We start from the raw sequence: 14,952 nt of genomic DNA on the forward strand, positions 1-14,952 counted from the left end.
AGTCGTTCACGCCGTGCCTTCAAGGTGTGGACGGCCGTGGGCCGGGGTAACCGGCCCACGGGCCGGAACATCCGGCGTTCCGTCGCTGTTGAGAGGTAAGCTGCAGGTTCGCCGACCTACAGACCCCCCGCCGCGCTCCGTCCGGATCCGGGCGGGTATCTTTGGAGACCGTGCCCGGCATGCGTCGGGCCGCTCCGCGTGCCGTGCGCATGGACGGGGTGCTCAGGCACCTGGTCACCGGCTTCGGCAGGTCGGAGTTCCGACGGAAATCCCTCCGGGAAGTTACCGGTCGTCAGACCGTGACGCGGGCCGACACGCCCGACCGCGGGGGCCGGTGAAGACACGAAGAAGCAGATCACGACAGGAAGCTGGTCCATTGCCCACGATCCAGCAGCTGGTCCGCAAGGGCCGCCAGGACAAGGCTGCCAAGCAGAAGACCGCGGCCCTCAAGGGGAGCCCGCAGCGGCGTGGCGTGTGCACTCGCGTGTACACCACGACCCCCAAGAAGCCGAACTCGGCGCTGCGCAAGGTCGCGCGTGTGAAGCTGACCAGCGGCATCGAGGTCACCGCCTACATCCCCGGTGAGGGCCACAACCTGCAGGAGCACTCGATGGTGCTCGTGCGTGGTGGTCGTGTGAAGGACCTTCCGGGTGTCCGTTACAAGATCATCCGCGGTTCTCTCGACACCCAGGGTGTGAAGAACCGTAAGCAGGCGCGCAGCCGGTACGGCGCGAAGAAGGAGAAGAGCTAATGCCCCGCAAGGGTCCGGCCCCGAAGCGGCCGCTGATCTCCGACCCCGTCTACGCCTCCCCGCTGGTCACCCAGCTGGTGAACAAGGTGCTGAAGGACGGCAAACGGTCCCTGGCCGAGCGCATCGTGTACGGCGCCCTCGAAGGCGCTCGCGAGAAGACGGGCACCGACCCGGTCGTCACGCTGAAGCGCGCCCTCGACAACGTGAAGCCCACCATCGAGGTGAAGAGCCGCCGCGTTGGTGGTGCCACCTACCAGGTGCCGATCGAGGTCAAGCCGGGTCGCTCCACCACCCTGGCGCTGCGCTGGCTGGTCTCCTTCTCGCAGGCCCGCCGCGAGAAGACGATGATCGAGCGCCTGCAGAACGAGCTCCTCGACGCGTCCAACGGCCTCGGGGCCAGCGTGAAGCGCCGCGAGGACACGCACAAGATGGCCGAGTCCAACCGGGCCTTCGCGCACTACCGCTGGTGATGACCGCCCGGCTGTCGACCAAGCCATGCCGGGCCCCAAGCTTGAGAACAGGGGAACACTCTCGTGGCACGTGACGTGCTGACCGACCTGAACAAGGTCCGCAACATCGGCATCATGGCCCACATCGACGCCGGCAAGACGACGACCACCGAGCGGATCCTGTTCTACACCGGGGTCAACTACAAGATCGGTGAAGTCCACGACGGCGCCGCCACCATGGACTGGATGGAGGAGGAGCAGAAGCGGGGTATCACCATCACCTCGGCTGCGACCACCACCTTCTGGGACGACCACCAGATCAACATCATCGACACCCCGGGCCACGTCGACTTCACCGTCGAGGTGGAGCGCAACCTCCGGGTGCTCGACGGCGCGGTCGCGGTGTTCGACGGCAAGGAAGGCGTCGAGCCGCAGTCCGAGCAGGTCTGGCGGCAGGCGGACAAGTACGACGTCCCGCGCATCTGCTTCGTCAACAAGATGGACAAGCTCGGCGCGGACTTCTACTACACGGTCAAGACGATCAGCGATCGTCTCGGCGTCCGGCCGCTGGTCATCCAGCTGCCGATCGGTGCCGAGAACGACTTCGAAGGCGTCGTCGACCTGGTCCGCATGAAGGCGCTGACCTGGCGTGGCGAGGTCCAGAAGGGCGAGGACTACTCCGTCGAGGAGATCCCGGCCGAGCTCGCCGACAAGGCGGCCGAGTACCGGGAGAAGCTGGTCGAGGCCGTCGCCGAGACCGACGACGCCCTGATGGAGAAGTTCCTCGAGGGTGAGGAGCTGACGGAAGCCGAGATCAAGTCCGGCATCCGCAAGCTCACCATCACCCGCGAGGCCTTCCCGGTGCTGGCCGGTTCCGCGTTCAAGAACAAGGGCGTGCAGCCCATGCTCGACGCGGTCGTCGACTACCTGCCGACCCCGCTGGACGTCCCGGCCGTCGAGGGCCTGCTGTCCGACGGCGAGACCGTCGTGTCCCGCAAGGCCTCGGTGGACGAGCCGTTCGCCGCGCTCGCGTTCAAGATCGCCGCGCACCCGTTCTTCGGCAAGCTGACCTACATCCGGGTGTACTCGGGCAAGGTCGCCGCCGGCGCGCAGGTCATCAACGCGACCAAGGAGCGCAAGGAGCGCATCGGGAAGATCTTCCAGATGCACTCCAACAAGGAGAACCCGGTCGACGACGCCCAGGTCGGCCACATCTACGCGGTCATCGGGCTGAAGGACACCACCACGGGTGACACCCTGGCGGACCCGCAGAACCCGATTGTGCTGGAGTCGATGACGTTCCCCGAGCCGGTCATCCGGGTCGCGATCGAGCCGAAGACGAAGGCCGACCAGGAGAAGCTGTCCCTGGCGATCCAGAAGCTGGCCGAAGAGGACCCGACGTTCCAGGTCAAGCTGGACGAGGACACCGGCCAGACGATCATCGCGGGCATGGGCGAGCTGCACCTCGAGGTGCTGGTGAACCGGATGAAGTCCGACTACAAGGTCGAGGCGAACATCGGTAAGCCGCAGGTCGCCTACCGCGAGACGATCAAGAAGACGGTCGAGAAGCTCGACTACGTCCACAAGAAGCAGACCGGTGGTTCCGGCCAGTTCGCGAAGGTCATCGTGAAGCTGGAGCCGCTCGAGCGCACCGACGGCGCGCTCTACGAGTTCGACAACAAGGTGACCGGTGGTCGCGTGCCGCGGGAGTACATCCCGTCGGTCGACGCGGGCGCGCAGGACGCGATGCAGTACGGCGTCCTGGCCGGCTACCCGCTCGTCGGGTTGAAGTTCACCCTGTTGGATGGTGCGTACCACGAGGTCGACTCTTCGGAGATGGCGTTCAAGATCGCCGGTTCCATGGCGATGAAGGAAGCCGCGAAGAAGGCCGGCCCGGTGATCCTGGAGCCGATGATGGCGGTCGAGGTGACCACGCCCGAGGACTACATGGGCGATGTCATCGGTGACCTCAACTCCCGCCGTGGTCAGATCCAGGCCATGGAGGAGCGGTCCGGTACCCGTGTCGTGAAGGCACTGGTCCCGCTGTCGGAGATGTTCGGCTACGTCGGCGACCTGCGGTCCCGCACCCAGGGCCGGGCGAACTACTCCATGGTGTTCGACTCCTACGCCGAGGTTCCCGCGAACGTCGCGAAGGAAATCATCGCGAAGGCGACGGGGGAGTAACTCCCCCACCGCGCGCGGGCATTAAGGGACTCTCCTGAACGTCCGCAGCACCGACGAAGGAACATTCGAGGGCTGGCAGCCACGCCGGCCCCCGAGCACAAAGCGAAATCAGTCCAGGAGGACATTCCAGTGGCGAAGGCGAAGTTCGAGCGGAGCAAGCCGCACGTCAACATCGGGACCATCGGTCACGTCGACCACGGCAAGACCACGCTGACCGCGGCGATCACCAAGGTTCTGCACGACAAGTACCCGGATCTCAACGAGTCGCGTGCGTTCGACCAGATCGACAACGCGCCCGAAGAGAAGCAGCGCGGCATCACGATCAACATCTCGCACGTCGAGTACCAGACCGAGAAGCGTCACTACGCGCACGTCGACGCCCCCGGTCACGCGGACTACATCAAGAACATGATCACCGGTGCCGCCCAGATGGACGGCGCGATCCTGGTGGTCGCCGCGACCGACGGCCCGATGCCGCAGACCCGTGAGCACGTGCTGCTCGCCCGCCAGGTCGGCGTGCCCTACATCGTGGTCGCGCTGAACAAGGCCGACATGGTCGACGACGAGGAGATCCTCGAGCTCGTCGAGCTGGAGGTCCGCGAGCTGCTGTCCTCGCAGGAGTTCCCGGGCGACGACGCCCCGGTCGTGCGCGTTTCGGGCCTCAAGGCGCTCGAGGGCGACGAGAAGTGGGGCGAGGCCGTCCTCGAGCTGATGACCGCGGTCGACGACAACGTGCCGGACCCGGTGCGTGAGCTCGACAAGCCGTTCCTCATGCCGATCGAGGACGTCTTCACGATCACCGGTCGCGGCACCGTCGTCACCGGCCGCGTCGAGCGTGGCGTGGTCAACGTGAACGAAGAGGTCGAGATCGTGGGTATCCGCGAGAAGTCGACCAAGACCACCGTCACCGGTGTCGAGATGTTCCGCAAGCTGCTGGACCAGGGCCAGGCGGGCGACAACGTCGGCCTCCTCGTCCGCGGTATCAAGCGCGAGGACGTCGAGCGCGGCCAGGTCGTCGTGAAGCCGGGCACCACCACCCCGCACACCGAGTTCGAGGGCCGGGTCTACATCCTGTCCAAGGACGAGGGTGGTCGTCACACGCCGTTCTTCAACAACTACCGCCCGCAGTTCTACTTCCGTACCACGGACGTGACCGGCGTCGTGACCCTCCCCGAGGGCACCGAGATGGTCATGCCGGGCGACAACACGGACATCAGCGTCGTGCTGATCCAGCCGATCGCCATGGATGAGGGTCTGCGTTTCGCCATCCGCGAGGGTGGCCGGACCGTCGGCGCGGGCCAGGTTACCAAGATCAACAAGTGATTCGACGCCCCGCTCGGGGGTGATACACCCCCGGGTCAGGGGCGTCAAATCACGTGTGCGACACTATTCAGGTTGCTCGTCCTGGGGCGGCCGATCCTCATCGGGTTCTATCCGACCGAGGTTCCGGCCGCCCCCGTGCGAGTGGCCACGGTCCGCGGAGCATCTCTCCTTCGGGTGAGGCGAGCGGGCAAAGGCAGTGAGACGGCAGTGCTTGCAAAAGCGGCGCCGGCTCATGGCCTCCTCACGTTGAGGAAGACCAGGCAAGACGACGATCCCGCGGGATCCGTCTGTGCGTCGGGCGCGACACGCCCGACCGCGTGGACCGGGGACAGGGCCGTTGAACTGCGGAAACCCAGGCCGAGGTGGCAACACCGAGCCGGGTTTGTGAGAAGCGGCACGAGACGACAAGGAACGAGCAGCCACCATGGCGGGACAGAAGATCCGCATCCGGCTCAAGGCCTACGACCACGAGGCGATCGACACCTCGGCGCGCAAGATCGTGGAAACGGTCACGCGCACCGGTGCCCGGGTTGTCGGGCCGGTGCCGCTGCCCACCGAGAAGAACGTTTACTGCGTCATCCGCTCGCCGCACAAGTACAAGGACTCGCGCGAGCACTTCGAGATGCGCACGCACAAGCGTCTGATCGACATCCTCGACCCGACGCCGAAGACGGTAGACGCGCTCATGCGCATCGACCTGCCGGCGAGCGTCGACGTCAACATCCAGTAAGCGTTGGGCGAGCGGCGGAGATAAGAGACTCATGTCTGACAGGCAGATGAAGGGCATCCTGGGCACCAAGCTCGGCATGACCCAGGTCTTCGACGAGCAGAACCGGATTGTCCCGGTCACTGTCGTCAAGGCCGGTCCGAACGTGGTCACCCAGGTTCGGACCCAGGACAAGGACGGCTACACGGCCGTGCAGCTGGCGTTCGGCGCGGTCGACCCGCGCAAGGTGAACAAGCCGCGCACCGGCCACTTCGACAAGGCGGGCGTGACGCCGCGCCGGTTCCTCGCCGAGCTGCGCACCACCGACGCCGAGACCTACGAGGTCGGCCAGGAGATCACCGCCGAGGTGTTCGCCGCCGGCGTCGAGGTCGACGTGACCGGTACCAGCAAGGGCAAGGGCTACGCGGGCGTCATGAAGCGCCACGGCTTCAAGGGCCAGGGCGCGAGCCACGGTGCCCAGGCCGTGCACCGCAAGCCGGGTTCCATCGGTGGCTGTGCCACCCCCGGCCGCGTCTTCAAGGGCCTGCGTATGGCGGGCCGGATGGGCAACGACCGGGTCACCACGCAGAACCTGACCGTGCACGCCGTGCGTGCCGACGACGGCCTGCTGCTGATCAAGGGCGCTGTGCCCGGTCCCAAGGGCGGCGTGCTGTTCGTTCGCAGCGCCGCGAAGGGTGGTAACTCCGAATGACAAGCGTCGAGCTGAAGACCCCGGCCGGTAAAGCCGACGGCACCGTGGACCTCCCCGAGGAGATCTTCGACGTGCAGGCCAACGTCGCGCTGATGCACCAGGTGGTGGTGGCCCAGCAGGCCGCCGCGCGCCAGGGCACGCACGACACCAAGACCCGCGGCGAAGTCCGCGGTGGTGGCAAGAAGCCGTACCGGCAGAAGGGCACCGGCCGCGCCCGCCAGGGTTCGACCCGCGCCCCGCAGTTCGTCGGCGGTGGCGTCGTCCACGGCCCCACGCCGCGTGACTACTCCCAGCGCACCCCGAAGAAGATGAAGGCCGCCGCCCTGCGTGGCGCCCTCTCCGACCGGGCGCGCGCCGGCCAGCTGCACATCGTCACCGAACTGGTGTCCGGTGAGAAGCCGTCGACCAAGGCTGCCAAGAGCGTGCTCGCCGCGGTGACGCAGGCGAAGCGCGTGCTCGTGGTGCTGGACCGGGCCGACGAGTTCAGCTGGGTTTCCCTGCGGAACCTGCCCGAGGTGCACCTGCTCTGGGCGGACCAGCTCAACACCTACGACGTGCTGGTCAACGACGACGTCGTGTTCACCAAGGCCGCGTACGACGCGTTCGTCGCCGGCCCCGTCCGCGGTAAGGCCGTCAAGGCTTCCGCGCGGTCGGGCGAGGTCACGGAAGGGAGTGACGAGAAGTGAGTTCGGTCGCCATTCCGGACCCCCGCGACATCCTGCTCGCGCCGGTCATCTCCGAGAAGTCCTACGGGCTGCTCGAGGACCACAAGTACACGTTCATCGTCCGTCCGGACGCCAACAAGACCCAGGTCAAGATCGCGGTCGAGAAGGTGTTCGGCGTCAAGGTGGTCAGTGTCAACACGGCCAACCGCAAGGGCAAGCGTAAGCGGACTCGCGCCGGCTTCGGCAAGCGCAAGGACACCAAGCGCGCCATCGTGACTCTTTCGCCTGAGAGCAAGGCGATTGAGATCTTCGGCGGACCCACCGCGTAAAGGACTGAGCTGACAATGGGCATCCGCAAGTACAAGCCGACGACCCCCGGTCGTCGTGGTTCGAGCGTCTCGGACTTCGCCGAGATCACCCGCTCCACTCCGGAGAAGTCGCTGCTGCGTCCGCTGAGCGGAACGGGCGGTCGCAACTCGTCCGGCAAGATCACCACCCGGCACAAGGGTGGCGGCCACAAGCGTGCTTACCGCGTCATCGACTTCCGTCGCCACGACAAGGACGGCATCCCGGCCAAGGTCGCGCACATCGAGTACGACCCCAACCGCACCGCGCGCATCGCGCTGCTGCACTACGCCGACGGCGAGAAGCGCTACATCATCGCGCCGGAGAAGCTGAAGCAGGGCGACACCGTCGAGAACGGCCCGCGGGCCGACATCAAGCCGGGCAACAACCTGCCGCTCCGCAACATCCCGGTCGGCACCGTGGTCCACGCGATCGAGCTCCGCCCCGGTGGCGGCGCGAAGATGGCGCGGTCCGCGGGCGCGAAGGTGCAGCTCGTCGCCAAGGACGGACCGTACGCCCAGCTGCGTCTCCCCTCGGGCGAGATCCGCAACGTGGACGTGCGCAACCGCGCCACGGTCGGCGAGGTCGGCAACTCCGAGCACGCCAACATCAACTGGGGCAAGGCCGGCCGTAACCGCTGGCGGGGCAAGCGCCCCACCGTCCGTGGTGTCGTCATGAACCCGGTCGACCACCCGCACGGTGGTGGTGAGGGTAAGACCTCCGGTGGTCGCCACCCGGTCAACCCGAACGGTAAGCCCGAGGGCCGCACGCGCCGCCGCAAGGCATCCGACGCGATGATCGTCCGCCGTCGCCGTACCGGCAAGAACAAGCGCTGAGCAGGAGGTAGAAGACAATGCCACGTAGCCTCAAAAAGGGCCCCTTCGTGGACGACCACCTGCTCAAGAAGGTGGACGTTCTCAACGAGTCGGGCAAGAAGACCGTGATCAAGACTTGGTCGCGGCGCTCCACGATCATCCCGGATTTCCTGGGTCACACGATCGCGGTGCACGACGGCCGCAAGCACGTCCCGGTGTTCGTCACCGAGGCGATGGTGGGTCACAAGCTGGGCGAGTTCGCCCCGACGCGGACCTTCAAGGGCCACATCAAGGACGACCGCAAGTCGCGCCGCCGCTGAGCGGGCACGAAACCAGACAGAGGAAGTAGCGATGAACGCCCAGAACGACGCGACGACCGAGGCTGAACTGCCTACGGCGTACGCGCGGGCTCGCTTCGTCCGGGACTCGCCGACCAAGGTGCGCCGGGTGATCGAGCTCATCAAGGGACGTAGCGCCGCCGACGCTTTGGCCGTGCTCCGGTTCGCCCCGCAGGCGGCCAGCGAGCCGGTCGCGAAGGTGCTCGCCAGCGCCGTGGCCAACGCCGAGAACAACCTTCAGCTGGACCCGGACACCCTCTGGGTCAAGAACGCGTACGCCGACGAGGGCCCCACCCTCAAGCGCATCCGCCCGCGGGCCCAGGGCCGCGCGTACCGGATCCGCAAGCGGACCAGCCACATCACCGTCGAGGTGGAGTCGCGTCCGGCCGTCGCGCAGAAGGCTCAGAGCAAGAAGAAGGCAGGTGGCCGGTAGTGGGCCAGAAGATCAACCCGCACGGTTTCCGCCTGGGTATCACCACGGACTGGAAGTCGCGCTGGTACGCCGACAAGCAGTACGCCGAGTACGTGGCCGAGGACGTCAAGATCCGCAAGCTGCTGGCGACGGGCATGGAGCGCGCCGGCATCTCCAAGGTCGAGATCGAGCGCACCCGTGACCGCGTCCGCGTCGACATCCACACCGCCCGGCCGGGCATCGTCATCGGCCGCCGCGGCGCGGAGGCCGACCGGATCCGCGGCGCGCTGGAGAAGCTGACCAAGAAGCAGGTCCAGCTGAACATCCTCGAGGTCAAGAACCCCGAGGCCGACGCCCAGCTGGTCGCCCAGGCGGTCGCGGAGCAGCTCTCCAACCGCGTGGCGTTCCGCCGCGCGATGCGGAAGGCGATCCAGACCTCCATGCGCTCGCCGCAGGTCAAGGGCATCCGCGTGCAGTGCGGCGGTCGTCTCGGCGGTGCCGAGATGTCCCGCTCCGAGCACTACCGCGATGGCCGGGTCCCGCTGCACACGCTGCGTGCCGACATCGACTACGGCTTCTTCGAGGCCAAGACGACGTTCGGGCGCATCGGCGTCAAGGTGTGGATCTACAAGGGTGAGCTCGTCGGTGGCCTGAAGGCCCGCGAAGCCCGTGACGCCGCCGAGCGCGCGCCGCGTCGCGAGCGCAGCGACCGTCCGGCCCGCCCGCGTCGCTCCGGCGCGTCGGGCACGACCGCCACTTCGACCGAAGCCGGTCGCGCCGCCGCCGCCGCCACGACCGAGGCGGCCCCGGCCACCGAGACCGCAGAAAAGACGGAGGGCTGAGACGTGCTCATCCCGCGCAGGGTCAAGCACCGGAAGCAGCACTCCCCGAAGCGCCACGGCGCCGCCAAGGGTGGCACGAAGGTCAGCTTCGGCGAGTACGGCATCCAGGCGCTTGAGCACAGCTACGTGACGAACCGGCAGATCGAGTCCGCTCGTATCGCCATGACCCGTCACATCAAGCGTGGCGGCAAGGTGTGGACGACGATCTACCCGGACCGCCCGCTGACGAAGAAGCCGGCCGAGACCCGGATGGGTTCCGGTAAGGGTTCGCCCGAGTGGTGGATCGCCAACGTGAAGCCGGGCCGCGTGATGTTCGAGATCAGCTTCCCGAACGAGGAGACCGCCCGCGAGGCGCTCCGTCGCGCGATCCACAAGCTGCCCATGAAGTGCCGCATCGTGACCCGTGAAGGTGGTGAGTTCTGATGGCGAACGCAGGTGCCTTGGCATCGGAGCTGCGTGAGCTCACCGCGGAAGAGCTCGTCCTGCGTCTGAAGGAATACAAGGAGGAGCTCTTCAACCTCCGCTTCCAGATGGCGACCGGGCAGCTCGACAACAACCGCCGTCTGCGCACCGTCCGCACGGACATCGCGCGGATCTACACGGTCATGCGCGAGCGCGAACTCGGCCTGTCCGTTGCCCCCGACTCCGAGAGTGAAGGTGCCGCATGAGCGAGCCCACCACCGAGGAGACGCCGGCCCGGAACGACCGCAAGGTCCGTGAGGGCTACGTCGTCTCGGACAAGATGAACAAGACGATCGTGGTCGAGCTCGAGGACCGCAAGAAGCACCCCCGCTACTCGAAGGTCGTCCGCACCACCACCAAGGTGAAGGTGCACGACGAGAACAACGAGGCCGGAGAGGGCGACCGGGTCACCCTGATGGAGACCCGCCCGCTGTCCGCGGCGAAGCGGTGGCGCCTGGTGCAGATCGTGGAGAAGGCCAAGTAAGCAGGGCTCTTCGGAGTCTTTAGTTCCGCAAGGCTCGCCAATGTGATCTCACAAGCGGGCGAGAACCGGCGCGACATACAGGAGTTGACGTGATCCAGCAGGAGTCGCGGCTTCGGGTAGCCGACAACACGGGTGCGAAGGAAATTCTCTGCATCCGCGTTCTCGGTGGCTCCGGGCGGCGCTACGCCGGCATCGGTGACATCATCGTCGCCACCGTGAAGGACGCCATCCCGGCTGCCGGGGTGAAGAAGGGCGACGTCGTCAAGGCTGTCATCGTCCGCACGGTCAAGGAGCGTCGTCGTCCGGACGGTTCCTACATCCGGTTCGACGAGAACGCCGCCGTGCTCATCAAGAACGACAACGAGCCCCGGGGCACTCGCATCTTCGGCCCGGTGGGCCGCGAGCTGCGCGACCGAAAGTTCATGAAGATCATTTCGCTCGCGCCGGAGGTGTTGTAAGCCATGAAGGTGAAGAAGGGCGACACGGTCGTCGTCATCGCCGGCAAGGACAAGGGCGCCAAGGGCAAGGTCATCCAGGCTTACCCCGAGCGCGACCGCGTGCTGGTCGAGGGCGTGAACCGGATCAAGAAGCACACGCGGATCAGCCAGACCCAGCGCGGCGCGCAGTCCGGTGGCATCGTCACGCAGGAGGCGCCCATCCACGTCTCGAACGTGATGGTCGTCGACTCGGACGGCAAGCCGGCCCGGGTGGGTTACCGCATCGGCGAGGACGGCAAGAAGGTCCGGATCTCGCGCCGGAACGGTAAGGACATCTGATGACCACCGCAGAGAAGATCGCGCCGCGCCTCAAGGTGCGGTACCGCGAGGAGATCAAGGGCCAGCTGCAGGCGGAGTTCTCCTTCGTCAACGTCCACCAGATTCCGGGCGTCACGAAGGTCGTCGTGAACATGGGTGTCGGTGACGCCGCCCGTGACAGCAAGCTGATCGAGGGTGCGGTCCGCGACCTCGCCGCGATCACCGGCCAGAAGCCGGAAGTCCGGAAGGCCCGCAAGTCCATCGCGCAGTTCAAGCTGCGTGAAGGCCAGCCGATCGGCGCGCGCGTCACGCTGCGCGGCGACCGCATGTGGGAGTTCCTCGACCGCCTGCTGACCATCGCGCTGCCGCGTATCCGCGACTTCCGCGGGCTTTCGCCGAAGCAGTTCGACGGCCACGGCAACTACACGTTCGGTCTCAACGAGCAGTCGATGTTCCACGAGATCGACCCGGACGCCATCGACCGCCCGCGCGGCATGGATGTCACCGTCGTCACGACCGCCACGAACGACGACGAGGGCCGGGCGCTGCTGCGCAAGCTCGGCTTCCCGTTCAAGGAGAACTGAGCCGATGGCCAAGAAAGCACTGGTCCACAAGGCCGCGAAGAAGCCGAAGTTCGCCGTGCGCGGCTACACCCGCTGCCAGCGGTGCGGCCGCCCGCACGCCGTGTTCCGCAAGTTCGGGCTCTGCCGGATCTGCCTTCGCGAGATGGCGCACGCGGGCGAGCTGCCCGGTGTCCGCAAGTCCAGCTGGTAAGAGCTTCTTTTTAACTCCCACTTCGCCACAGGCCCTGCCGCCCGCATTCCGGGCGGCGGGGAACCAGGGCGAGAAAGGTTGACAGGTCACCATGACGATGACCGACCCCATCGCAGACTTCTTGACGCGTCTGCGTAACGCGAACTCGGCGTACCACGACGAGGTCAAGCTCCCGCACTCGAAGCTCAAGGCGAACATCGCCGAGATTCTCAAGCGTGAGGGTTACATCGCGGGTTACCACGATGAGCCGGGCGAGAAGCACAAGAACCTCGTCGTCGAGCTCAAGTACGGACCCAACCGTGAGCGGAGCATCGCCGGCCTGCGGCGCGTCTCCAAGCCCGGTCTGCGGATCTACGCCAAATCGACCGAACTGCCGTCCGTCCTCGGCGGGCTGGGCATCGCGATCATCTCGACGTCCGGTGGCCTGCAGACCGACCGGCAGGCCAAGCGCAACAGCGTGGGCGGCGAAGTCCTCGCCTACGTCTGGTAAGGGAAGGGGTACAGGCATGTCACGCATCGGAAAGCTGCCGGTCGCCGTCCCTTCCGGGGTCGAGGTGACCATCGACGGTCAGCAGATCAAGGTCAAGGGGCCCAAGGGCACCCTGGAGCACACCATCGCCGAGCCGATCACCGTCGAGCGCGGTGAAGACGGCACGCTGCAGGTGAAGCGCCCGGACGACGAGCGCACCTCCAAGGCGCTCCACGGGCTCACCCGCACACTGGTGAACAACCTCGTCGTCGGCGTCACCGCCGGCTACGAGAAGAAGATGGAAATCCACGGCGTGGGTTACCGCGTGCAGGCGAAGGGTTCGGACCTCGAGTTCGCTCTCGGCTACTCGCACCCGGTGAAGATCGAGGCCCCCGAGGGCATCACCTTCAAGGTGGAGACCCCGACCCGGTTCTCGGTCTCCGGCATCGACAAGCAGAAGGTCGGCCAGATCTCGGCCGTCATCCGCAAGCTGCGGCGCCCCGACCCCTACAAGGGCAAGGGCCTGCGCTACGAGGGTGAGAAGATCCGCCGCAAGGTCGGAAAGACGGGTAAGTGATCATGAGCGACACGACTACGAAGCGCAAGCCGGTGGGCAAGGACAGCTCGACCCGCCGCCGCGTCGCGAAGGCCCGTCGGCACTTCCGGCTCCGCAAGAAGGTCTCGGGCACGGACCAGCGTCCGCGCTTGGTCGTCAAGCGGTCTTCGCGGCACATCGCCGTGCAGGTCATCGACGACCTCGTCGGCCACACGCTGGCGTCGGCGTCCACCCTCGAGGCGGACGTCCGGTCGCTCGACGGCGACAAGAAGGCCAAGGCCGCCAAGGTCGGGGAACTCGTCGCCGCACGGGCGAAGAGCGCCGGGATCTCGGCTGTGGTGTTCGACCGTGGGGGCAACGCCTACCACGGCCGCATCGCCGCGCTCGCCGACGCCGCCCGTGAGGCGGGGTTGGAGTTCTGAGGATGATGCAGTTGCAGAAGCAGCATGGAGAGGAAGCCTGATGCCGGGACGTACACGGCAATTCGGCGGCGGACAGGGCGGACCCGGCGGGCAGGGCGGCAACGACCGCAATGAACGTCGCGGTGGCGGCCGGGACCGGCGCGACAGCGGCCGTGGCGGGGCCGGCCAGGACAAGACCCCGCACCTCGAGAAGGTCGTGACGATCAACCGCGTCGCCAAGGTCGTCAAGGGTGGTCGTCGCTTCAGCTTCACCGCCCTGGTGGTCGTCGGCGACGGCGACGGTCAGGTCGGCGTCGGCTACGGCAAGGCCAAGGAAGTTCCCGCGGCGATCGCCAAGGGCGTCGAGGAAGCGAAGAAGAACTTCTTCCGCGTTCCCCGCGTCGGTGGCACCATTCCTCACCCGATTACGGGTGAGGAAGCCGCCGGTGTCGTGCTGCTCCGTCCGGCGTCCGCCGGTACCGGCGTCATCGCCGGTGGTCCGGTGCGCGCGGTGCTGGAGTGCGCGGGCGTCCACGACGTGCTGTCGAAGTCGCTCGGCTCCGACAACGCGATCAACATCGTGCACGCGACCGTGGCGGCTCTGAAGGGTCTGCAGCGTCCCGAAGAGGTGGCGGCCCGTCGTGGCCTGCCGCTCGAGGACGTCGCTCCGGCCCGGATGCTGCGCCAGCGTGCGGGCCAGGGGGTCTGATCATGACTCAGCTCAAGGTCACCCAGGTCAAGAGCAAGATCGGCACGAAGCACGCTCACCGCGAGTCGCTGCGCACCCTCGGGCTGCGCAAGATCCGCCAGAGCGTCGTGCGTGAAGACACCCCCCAGGTGCGCGGCCTGATCCACACCGTCCGCCACCTGGTGGAGGTCGAGGAGGTCAAGGCATGACGGCCATCAAGATCCACCACCTGCGTCCGGCCCCGGGCGCGAAGCGCGAGAAGATGCGCGTCGGTCGTGGTGAAGGTTCGAAGGGCAAGACGGCCGGTCGCGGTACGAAGGGCACCAAGGCCCGGAAGAACGTGCCCGCCGGGTTCGAGGGTGGGCAGATGCCCATCCAGATGCGGCTCCCGAAGCTGCGTGGCTTCAAGAACCGCTTCCGCACCGAGTACCAGCCGGTGAACGTGGGCGACATCGCCCGCGTCTTCCCGGACGGCGGCACCATCGGTGCCGACGAGCTGGTCAAGGGCGGTCTGGTCCGCAAGGGCAAGCTGGTGAAGGTCCTCGGCAACGGCGACGTGAACGGCGTCAAGCTGGACATCACGGCGGACGCCTTCTCGGGCTCCGCCAAGGAGAAGCTCGAGGCGGCCGGCGGTTCGGCCACCACCAACTGAGCAGCGTGTAATACCCGAAGGCCCGCCTGGCACTCGTCAGGCGGGCCTTCGGCGTTCTTGTGGTGACGGCGGTCCGGCGGGGAGGATCGGCCGGGTGGAATCTCCCGTTCGCCCACAGCCGTGAATGGCCCATTGAGGGACTCTATGTCGGTGGGCAAGGCGGGCTGGC

Annotated in this window: 25 protein-coding genes; all 25 read left to right on the top strand. The window is 66.9% G+C overall.

Translation table 11 applies throughout. The features are described from left to right. Positions 1 to 376: 376 nt before the first annotated feature. Positions 377 to 751 carry a 30S ribosomal protein S12 gene (gene rpsL / locus AB0M82_RS07430; protein WP_003102113.1) on the top strand — a complete coding sequence of 125 codons (375 nt, stop codon included), beginning with the start codon at positions 377 to 379 and terminating at the stop codon, positions 749 to 751. Next, on the top strand, positions 751 to 1,221 hold the full coding sequence (rpsG, locus tag AB0M82_RS07435; RefSeq protein WP_003102106.1) for a 30S ribosomal protein S7: 471 nt from the start codon (positions 751 to 753) through the stop codon (positions 1,219 to 1,221). The genes rpsL and rpsG overlap by 1 nt, the downstream gene beginning before the upstream one ends. A gap of 63 nt (positions 1,222 to 1,284) precedes the next feature. Beyond that, on the top strand, positions 1,285 to 3,384 hold the full coding sequence (fusA, locus tag AB0M82_RS07440) for an elongation factor G (protein WP_364718480.1): 2,100 nt from the start codon (positions 1,285 to 1,287) through the stop codon (positions 3,382 to 3,384). 129 nt (positions 3,385 to 3,513) lie between these two features. Beyond that, positions 3,514 to 4,707 (top strand): elongation factor Tu, encoded by a 1,194-nt coding sequence (gene tuf, locus AB0M82_RS07445; protein ID WP_364718482.1) that lies wholly within the window; start codon positions 3,514 to 3,516, stop codon positions 4,705 to 4,707. A 424-nt stretch (positions 4,708 to 5,131) separates the two neighbouring features. After that, positions 5,132 to 5,437: a 30S ribosomal protein S10 gene (gene rpsJ, locus AB0M82_RS07450; RefSeq protein WP_003102098.1), complete on the top strand. Its 306-nt coding sequence runs from the start codon at positions 5,132 to 5,134 to the stop codon at positions 5,435 to 5,437. A gap of 31 nt (positions 5,438 to 5,468) precedes the next feature. Next, positions 5,469 to 6,125 carry a 50S ribosomal protein L3 gene (gene rplC / locus AB0M82_RS07455; protein ID WP_363999184.1) on the top strand — a complete coding sequence of 219 codons (657 nt, stop codon included), beginning with the start codon at positions 5,469 to 5,471 and terminating at the stop codon, positions 6,123 to 6,125. After that, a complete protein-coding gene (rplD, locus tag AB0M82_RS07460; protein ID WP_364718484.1) occupies positions 6,122 to 6,811 on the top strand; it encodes a 50S ribosomal protein L4 in 690 nt (229 codons plus the stop codon). Before rplC ends, rplD begins: the two co-directional genes overlap by 4 nt. After that, positions 6,808 to 7,119 (top strand): 50S ribosomal protein L23, encoded by a 312-nt coding sequence (rplW, locus tag AB0M82_RS07465; protein WP_284745387.1) that lies wholly within the window; start codon positions 6,808 to 6,810, stop codon positions 7,117 to 7,119. Before rplD ends, rplW begins: the two co-directional genes overlap by 4 nt. 15 nt (positions 7,120 to 7,134) lie before the next feature. Continuing rightward, complete coding sequence (gene rplB / locus AB0M82_RS07470; RefSeq protein ID WP_364718486.1) at positions 7,135 to 7,971, top strand: 50S ribosomal protein L2; 837 nt, start codon at positions 7,135 to 7,137, stop codon at positions 7,969 to 7,971. A 17-nt stretch (positions 7,972 to 7,988) separates the two neighbouring features. Then, the gene (gene rpsS, locus AB0M82_RS07475) at positions 7,989 to 8,270 is read left to right on the top strand and encodes a 30S ribosomal protein S19 (RefSeq protein ID WP_026468892.1); all 282 of its coding nucleotides are present in this window, start codon (positions 7,989 to 7,991) and stop codon (positions 8,268 to 8,270) included. Positions 8,271 to 8,301: 31 nt separating this feature from the next. Next, positions 8,302 to 8,721 (top strand): 50S ribosomal protein L22, encoded by a 420-nt coding sequence (gene rplV, locus AB0M82_RS07480; RefSeq protein ID WP_308669974.1) that lies wholly within the window; start codon positions 8,302 to 8,304, stop codon positions 8,719 to 8,721. Next, positions 8,721 to 9,542, top strand: coding sequence for a 30S ribosomal protein S3 (rpsC, locus tag AB0M82_RS07485; RefSeq protein WP_247060521.1), 822 nt, complete (start codon positions 8,721 to 8,723; stop codon positions 9,540 to 9,542). The genes rplV and rpsC overlap by 1 nt, the downstream gene beginning before the upstream one ends. Positions 9,543 to 9,545: 3 nt before the next feature. Beyond that, complete coding sequence (rplP, locus tag AB0M82_RS07490; protein ID WP_004558864.1) at positions 9,546 to 9,965, top strand: 50S ribosomal protein L16; 420 nt, start codon at positions 9,546 to 9,548, stop codon at positions 9,963 to 9,965. Next, entirely contained in the window at positions 9,965 to 10,210 is a 246-nt protein-coding gene (gene rpmC / locus AB0M82_RS07495; protein ID WP_285482328.1) for a 50S ribosomal protein L29, read from the top strand. Before rplP ends, rpmC begins: the two co-directional genes overlap by 1 nt. Then, positions 10,207 to 10,488, top strand: coding sequence for a 30S ribosomal protein S17 (gene rpsQ, locus AB0M82_RS07500; RefSeq protein WP_364718489.1), 282 nt, complete (start codon positions 10,207 to 10,209; stop codon positions 10,486 to 10,488). Before rpmC ends, rpsQ begins: the two co-directional genes overlap by 4 nt. A gap of 89 nt (positions 10,489 to 10,577) precedes the next feature. Beyond that, positions 10,578 to 10,946, top strand: coding sequence for a 50S ribosomal protein L14 (rplN, locus tag AB0M82_RS07505; protein ID WP_004558867.1), 369 nt, complete (start codon positions 10,578 to 10,580; stop codon positions 10,944 to 10,946). Positions 10,947 to 10,949: 3 nt separating this feature from the next. Continuing rightward, positions 10,950 to 11,264: a 50S ribosomal protein L24 gene (rplX, locus tag AB0M82_RS07510; protein ID WP_364718491.1), complete on the top strand. Its 315-nt coding sequence runs from the start codon at positions 10,950 to 10,952 to the stop codon at positions 11,262 to 11,264. After that, positions 11,264 to 11,827 (top strand): 50S ribosomal protein L5, encoded by a 564-nt coding sequence (gene rplE / locus AB0M82_RS07515; protein ID WP_364718493.1) that lies wholly within the window; start codon positions 11,264 to 11,266, stop codon positions 11,825 to 11,827. The genes rplX and rplE overlap by 1 nt, the downstream gene beginning before the upstream one ends. A gap of 4 nt (positions 11,828 to 11,831) precedes the next feature. Beyond that, positions 11,832 to 12,017, top strand: a complete 186-nt coding sequence (locus AB0M82_RS07520) for a type Z 30S ribosomal protein S14 (protein ID WP_284745392.1) — start codon at positions 11,832 to 11,834, stop codon at positions 12,015 to 12,017. 91 nt (positions 12,018 to 12,108) lie between these two features. Further along, a complete protein-coding gene (gene rpsH, locus AB0M82_RS07525) occupies positions 12,109 to 12,507 on the top strand; it encodes a 30S ribosomal protein S8 (RefSeq protein WP_103342413.1) in 399 nt (132 codons plus the stop codon). 16 nt (positions 12,508 to 12,523) lie between these two features. Next, on the top strand, positions 12,524 to 13,063 hold the full coding sequence (rplF, locus tag AB0M82_RS07530; protein WP_364718495.1) for a 50S ribosomal protein L6: 540 nt from the start codon (positions 12,524 to 12,526) through the stop codon (positions 13,061 to 13,063). A gap of 2 nt (positions 13,064 to 13,065) precedes the next feature. Then, complete coding sequence (gene rplR / locus AB0M82_RS07535) at positions 13,066 to 13,464, top strand: 50S ribosomal protein L18 (RefSeq protein WP_364718497.1); 399 nt, start codon at positions 13,066 to 13,068, stop codon at positions 13,462 to 13,464. Between the two features lie 40 nt (positions 13,465 to 13,504). Further along, the gene (gene rpsE / locus AB0M82_RS07540; RefSeq protein ID WP_013222614.1) at positions 13,505 to 14,152 is read left to right on the top strand and encodes a 30S ribosomal protein S5; all 648 of its coding nucleotides are present in this window, start codon (positions 13,505 to 13,507) and stop codon (positions 14,150 to 14,152) included. Between the two features lie 2 nt (positions 14,153 to 14,154). Next, on the top strand, positions 14,155 to 14,340 hold the full coding sequence (rpmD, locus tag AB0M82_RS07545; protein WP_005166796.1) for a 50S ribosomal protein L30: 186 nt from the start codon (positions 14,155 to 14,157) through the stop codon (positions 14,338 to 14,340). Then, positions 14,337 to 14,783 carry a 50S ribosomal protein L15 gene (gene rplO, locus AB0M82_RS07550; protein ID WP_364718500.1) on the top strand — a complete coding sequence of 149 codons (447 nt, stop codon included), beginning with the start codon at positions 14,337 to 14,339 and terminating at the stop codon, positions 14,781 to 14,783. Before rpmD ends, rplO begins: the two co-directional genes overlap by 4 nt. Positions 14,784 to 14,952: the final 169 nt, after the last annotated feature.

This window comes from Amycolatopsis sp. NPDC051128 (assembly GCF_040682715.1).
Lineage (GTDB): Bacteria > Actinomycetota > Actinomycetes > Mycobacteriales > Pseudonocardiaceae > Amycolatopsis.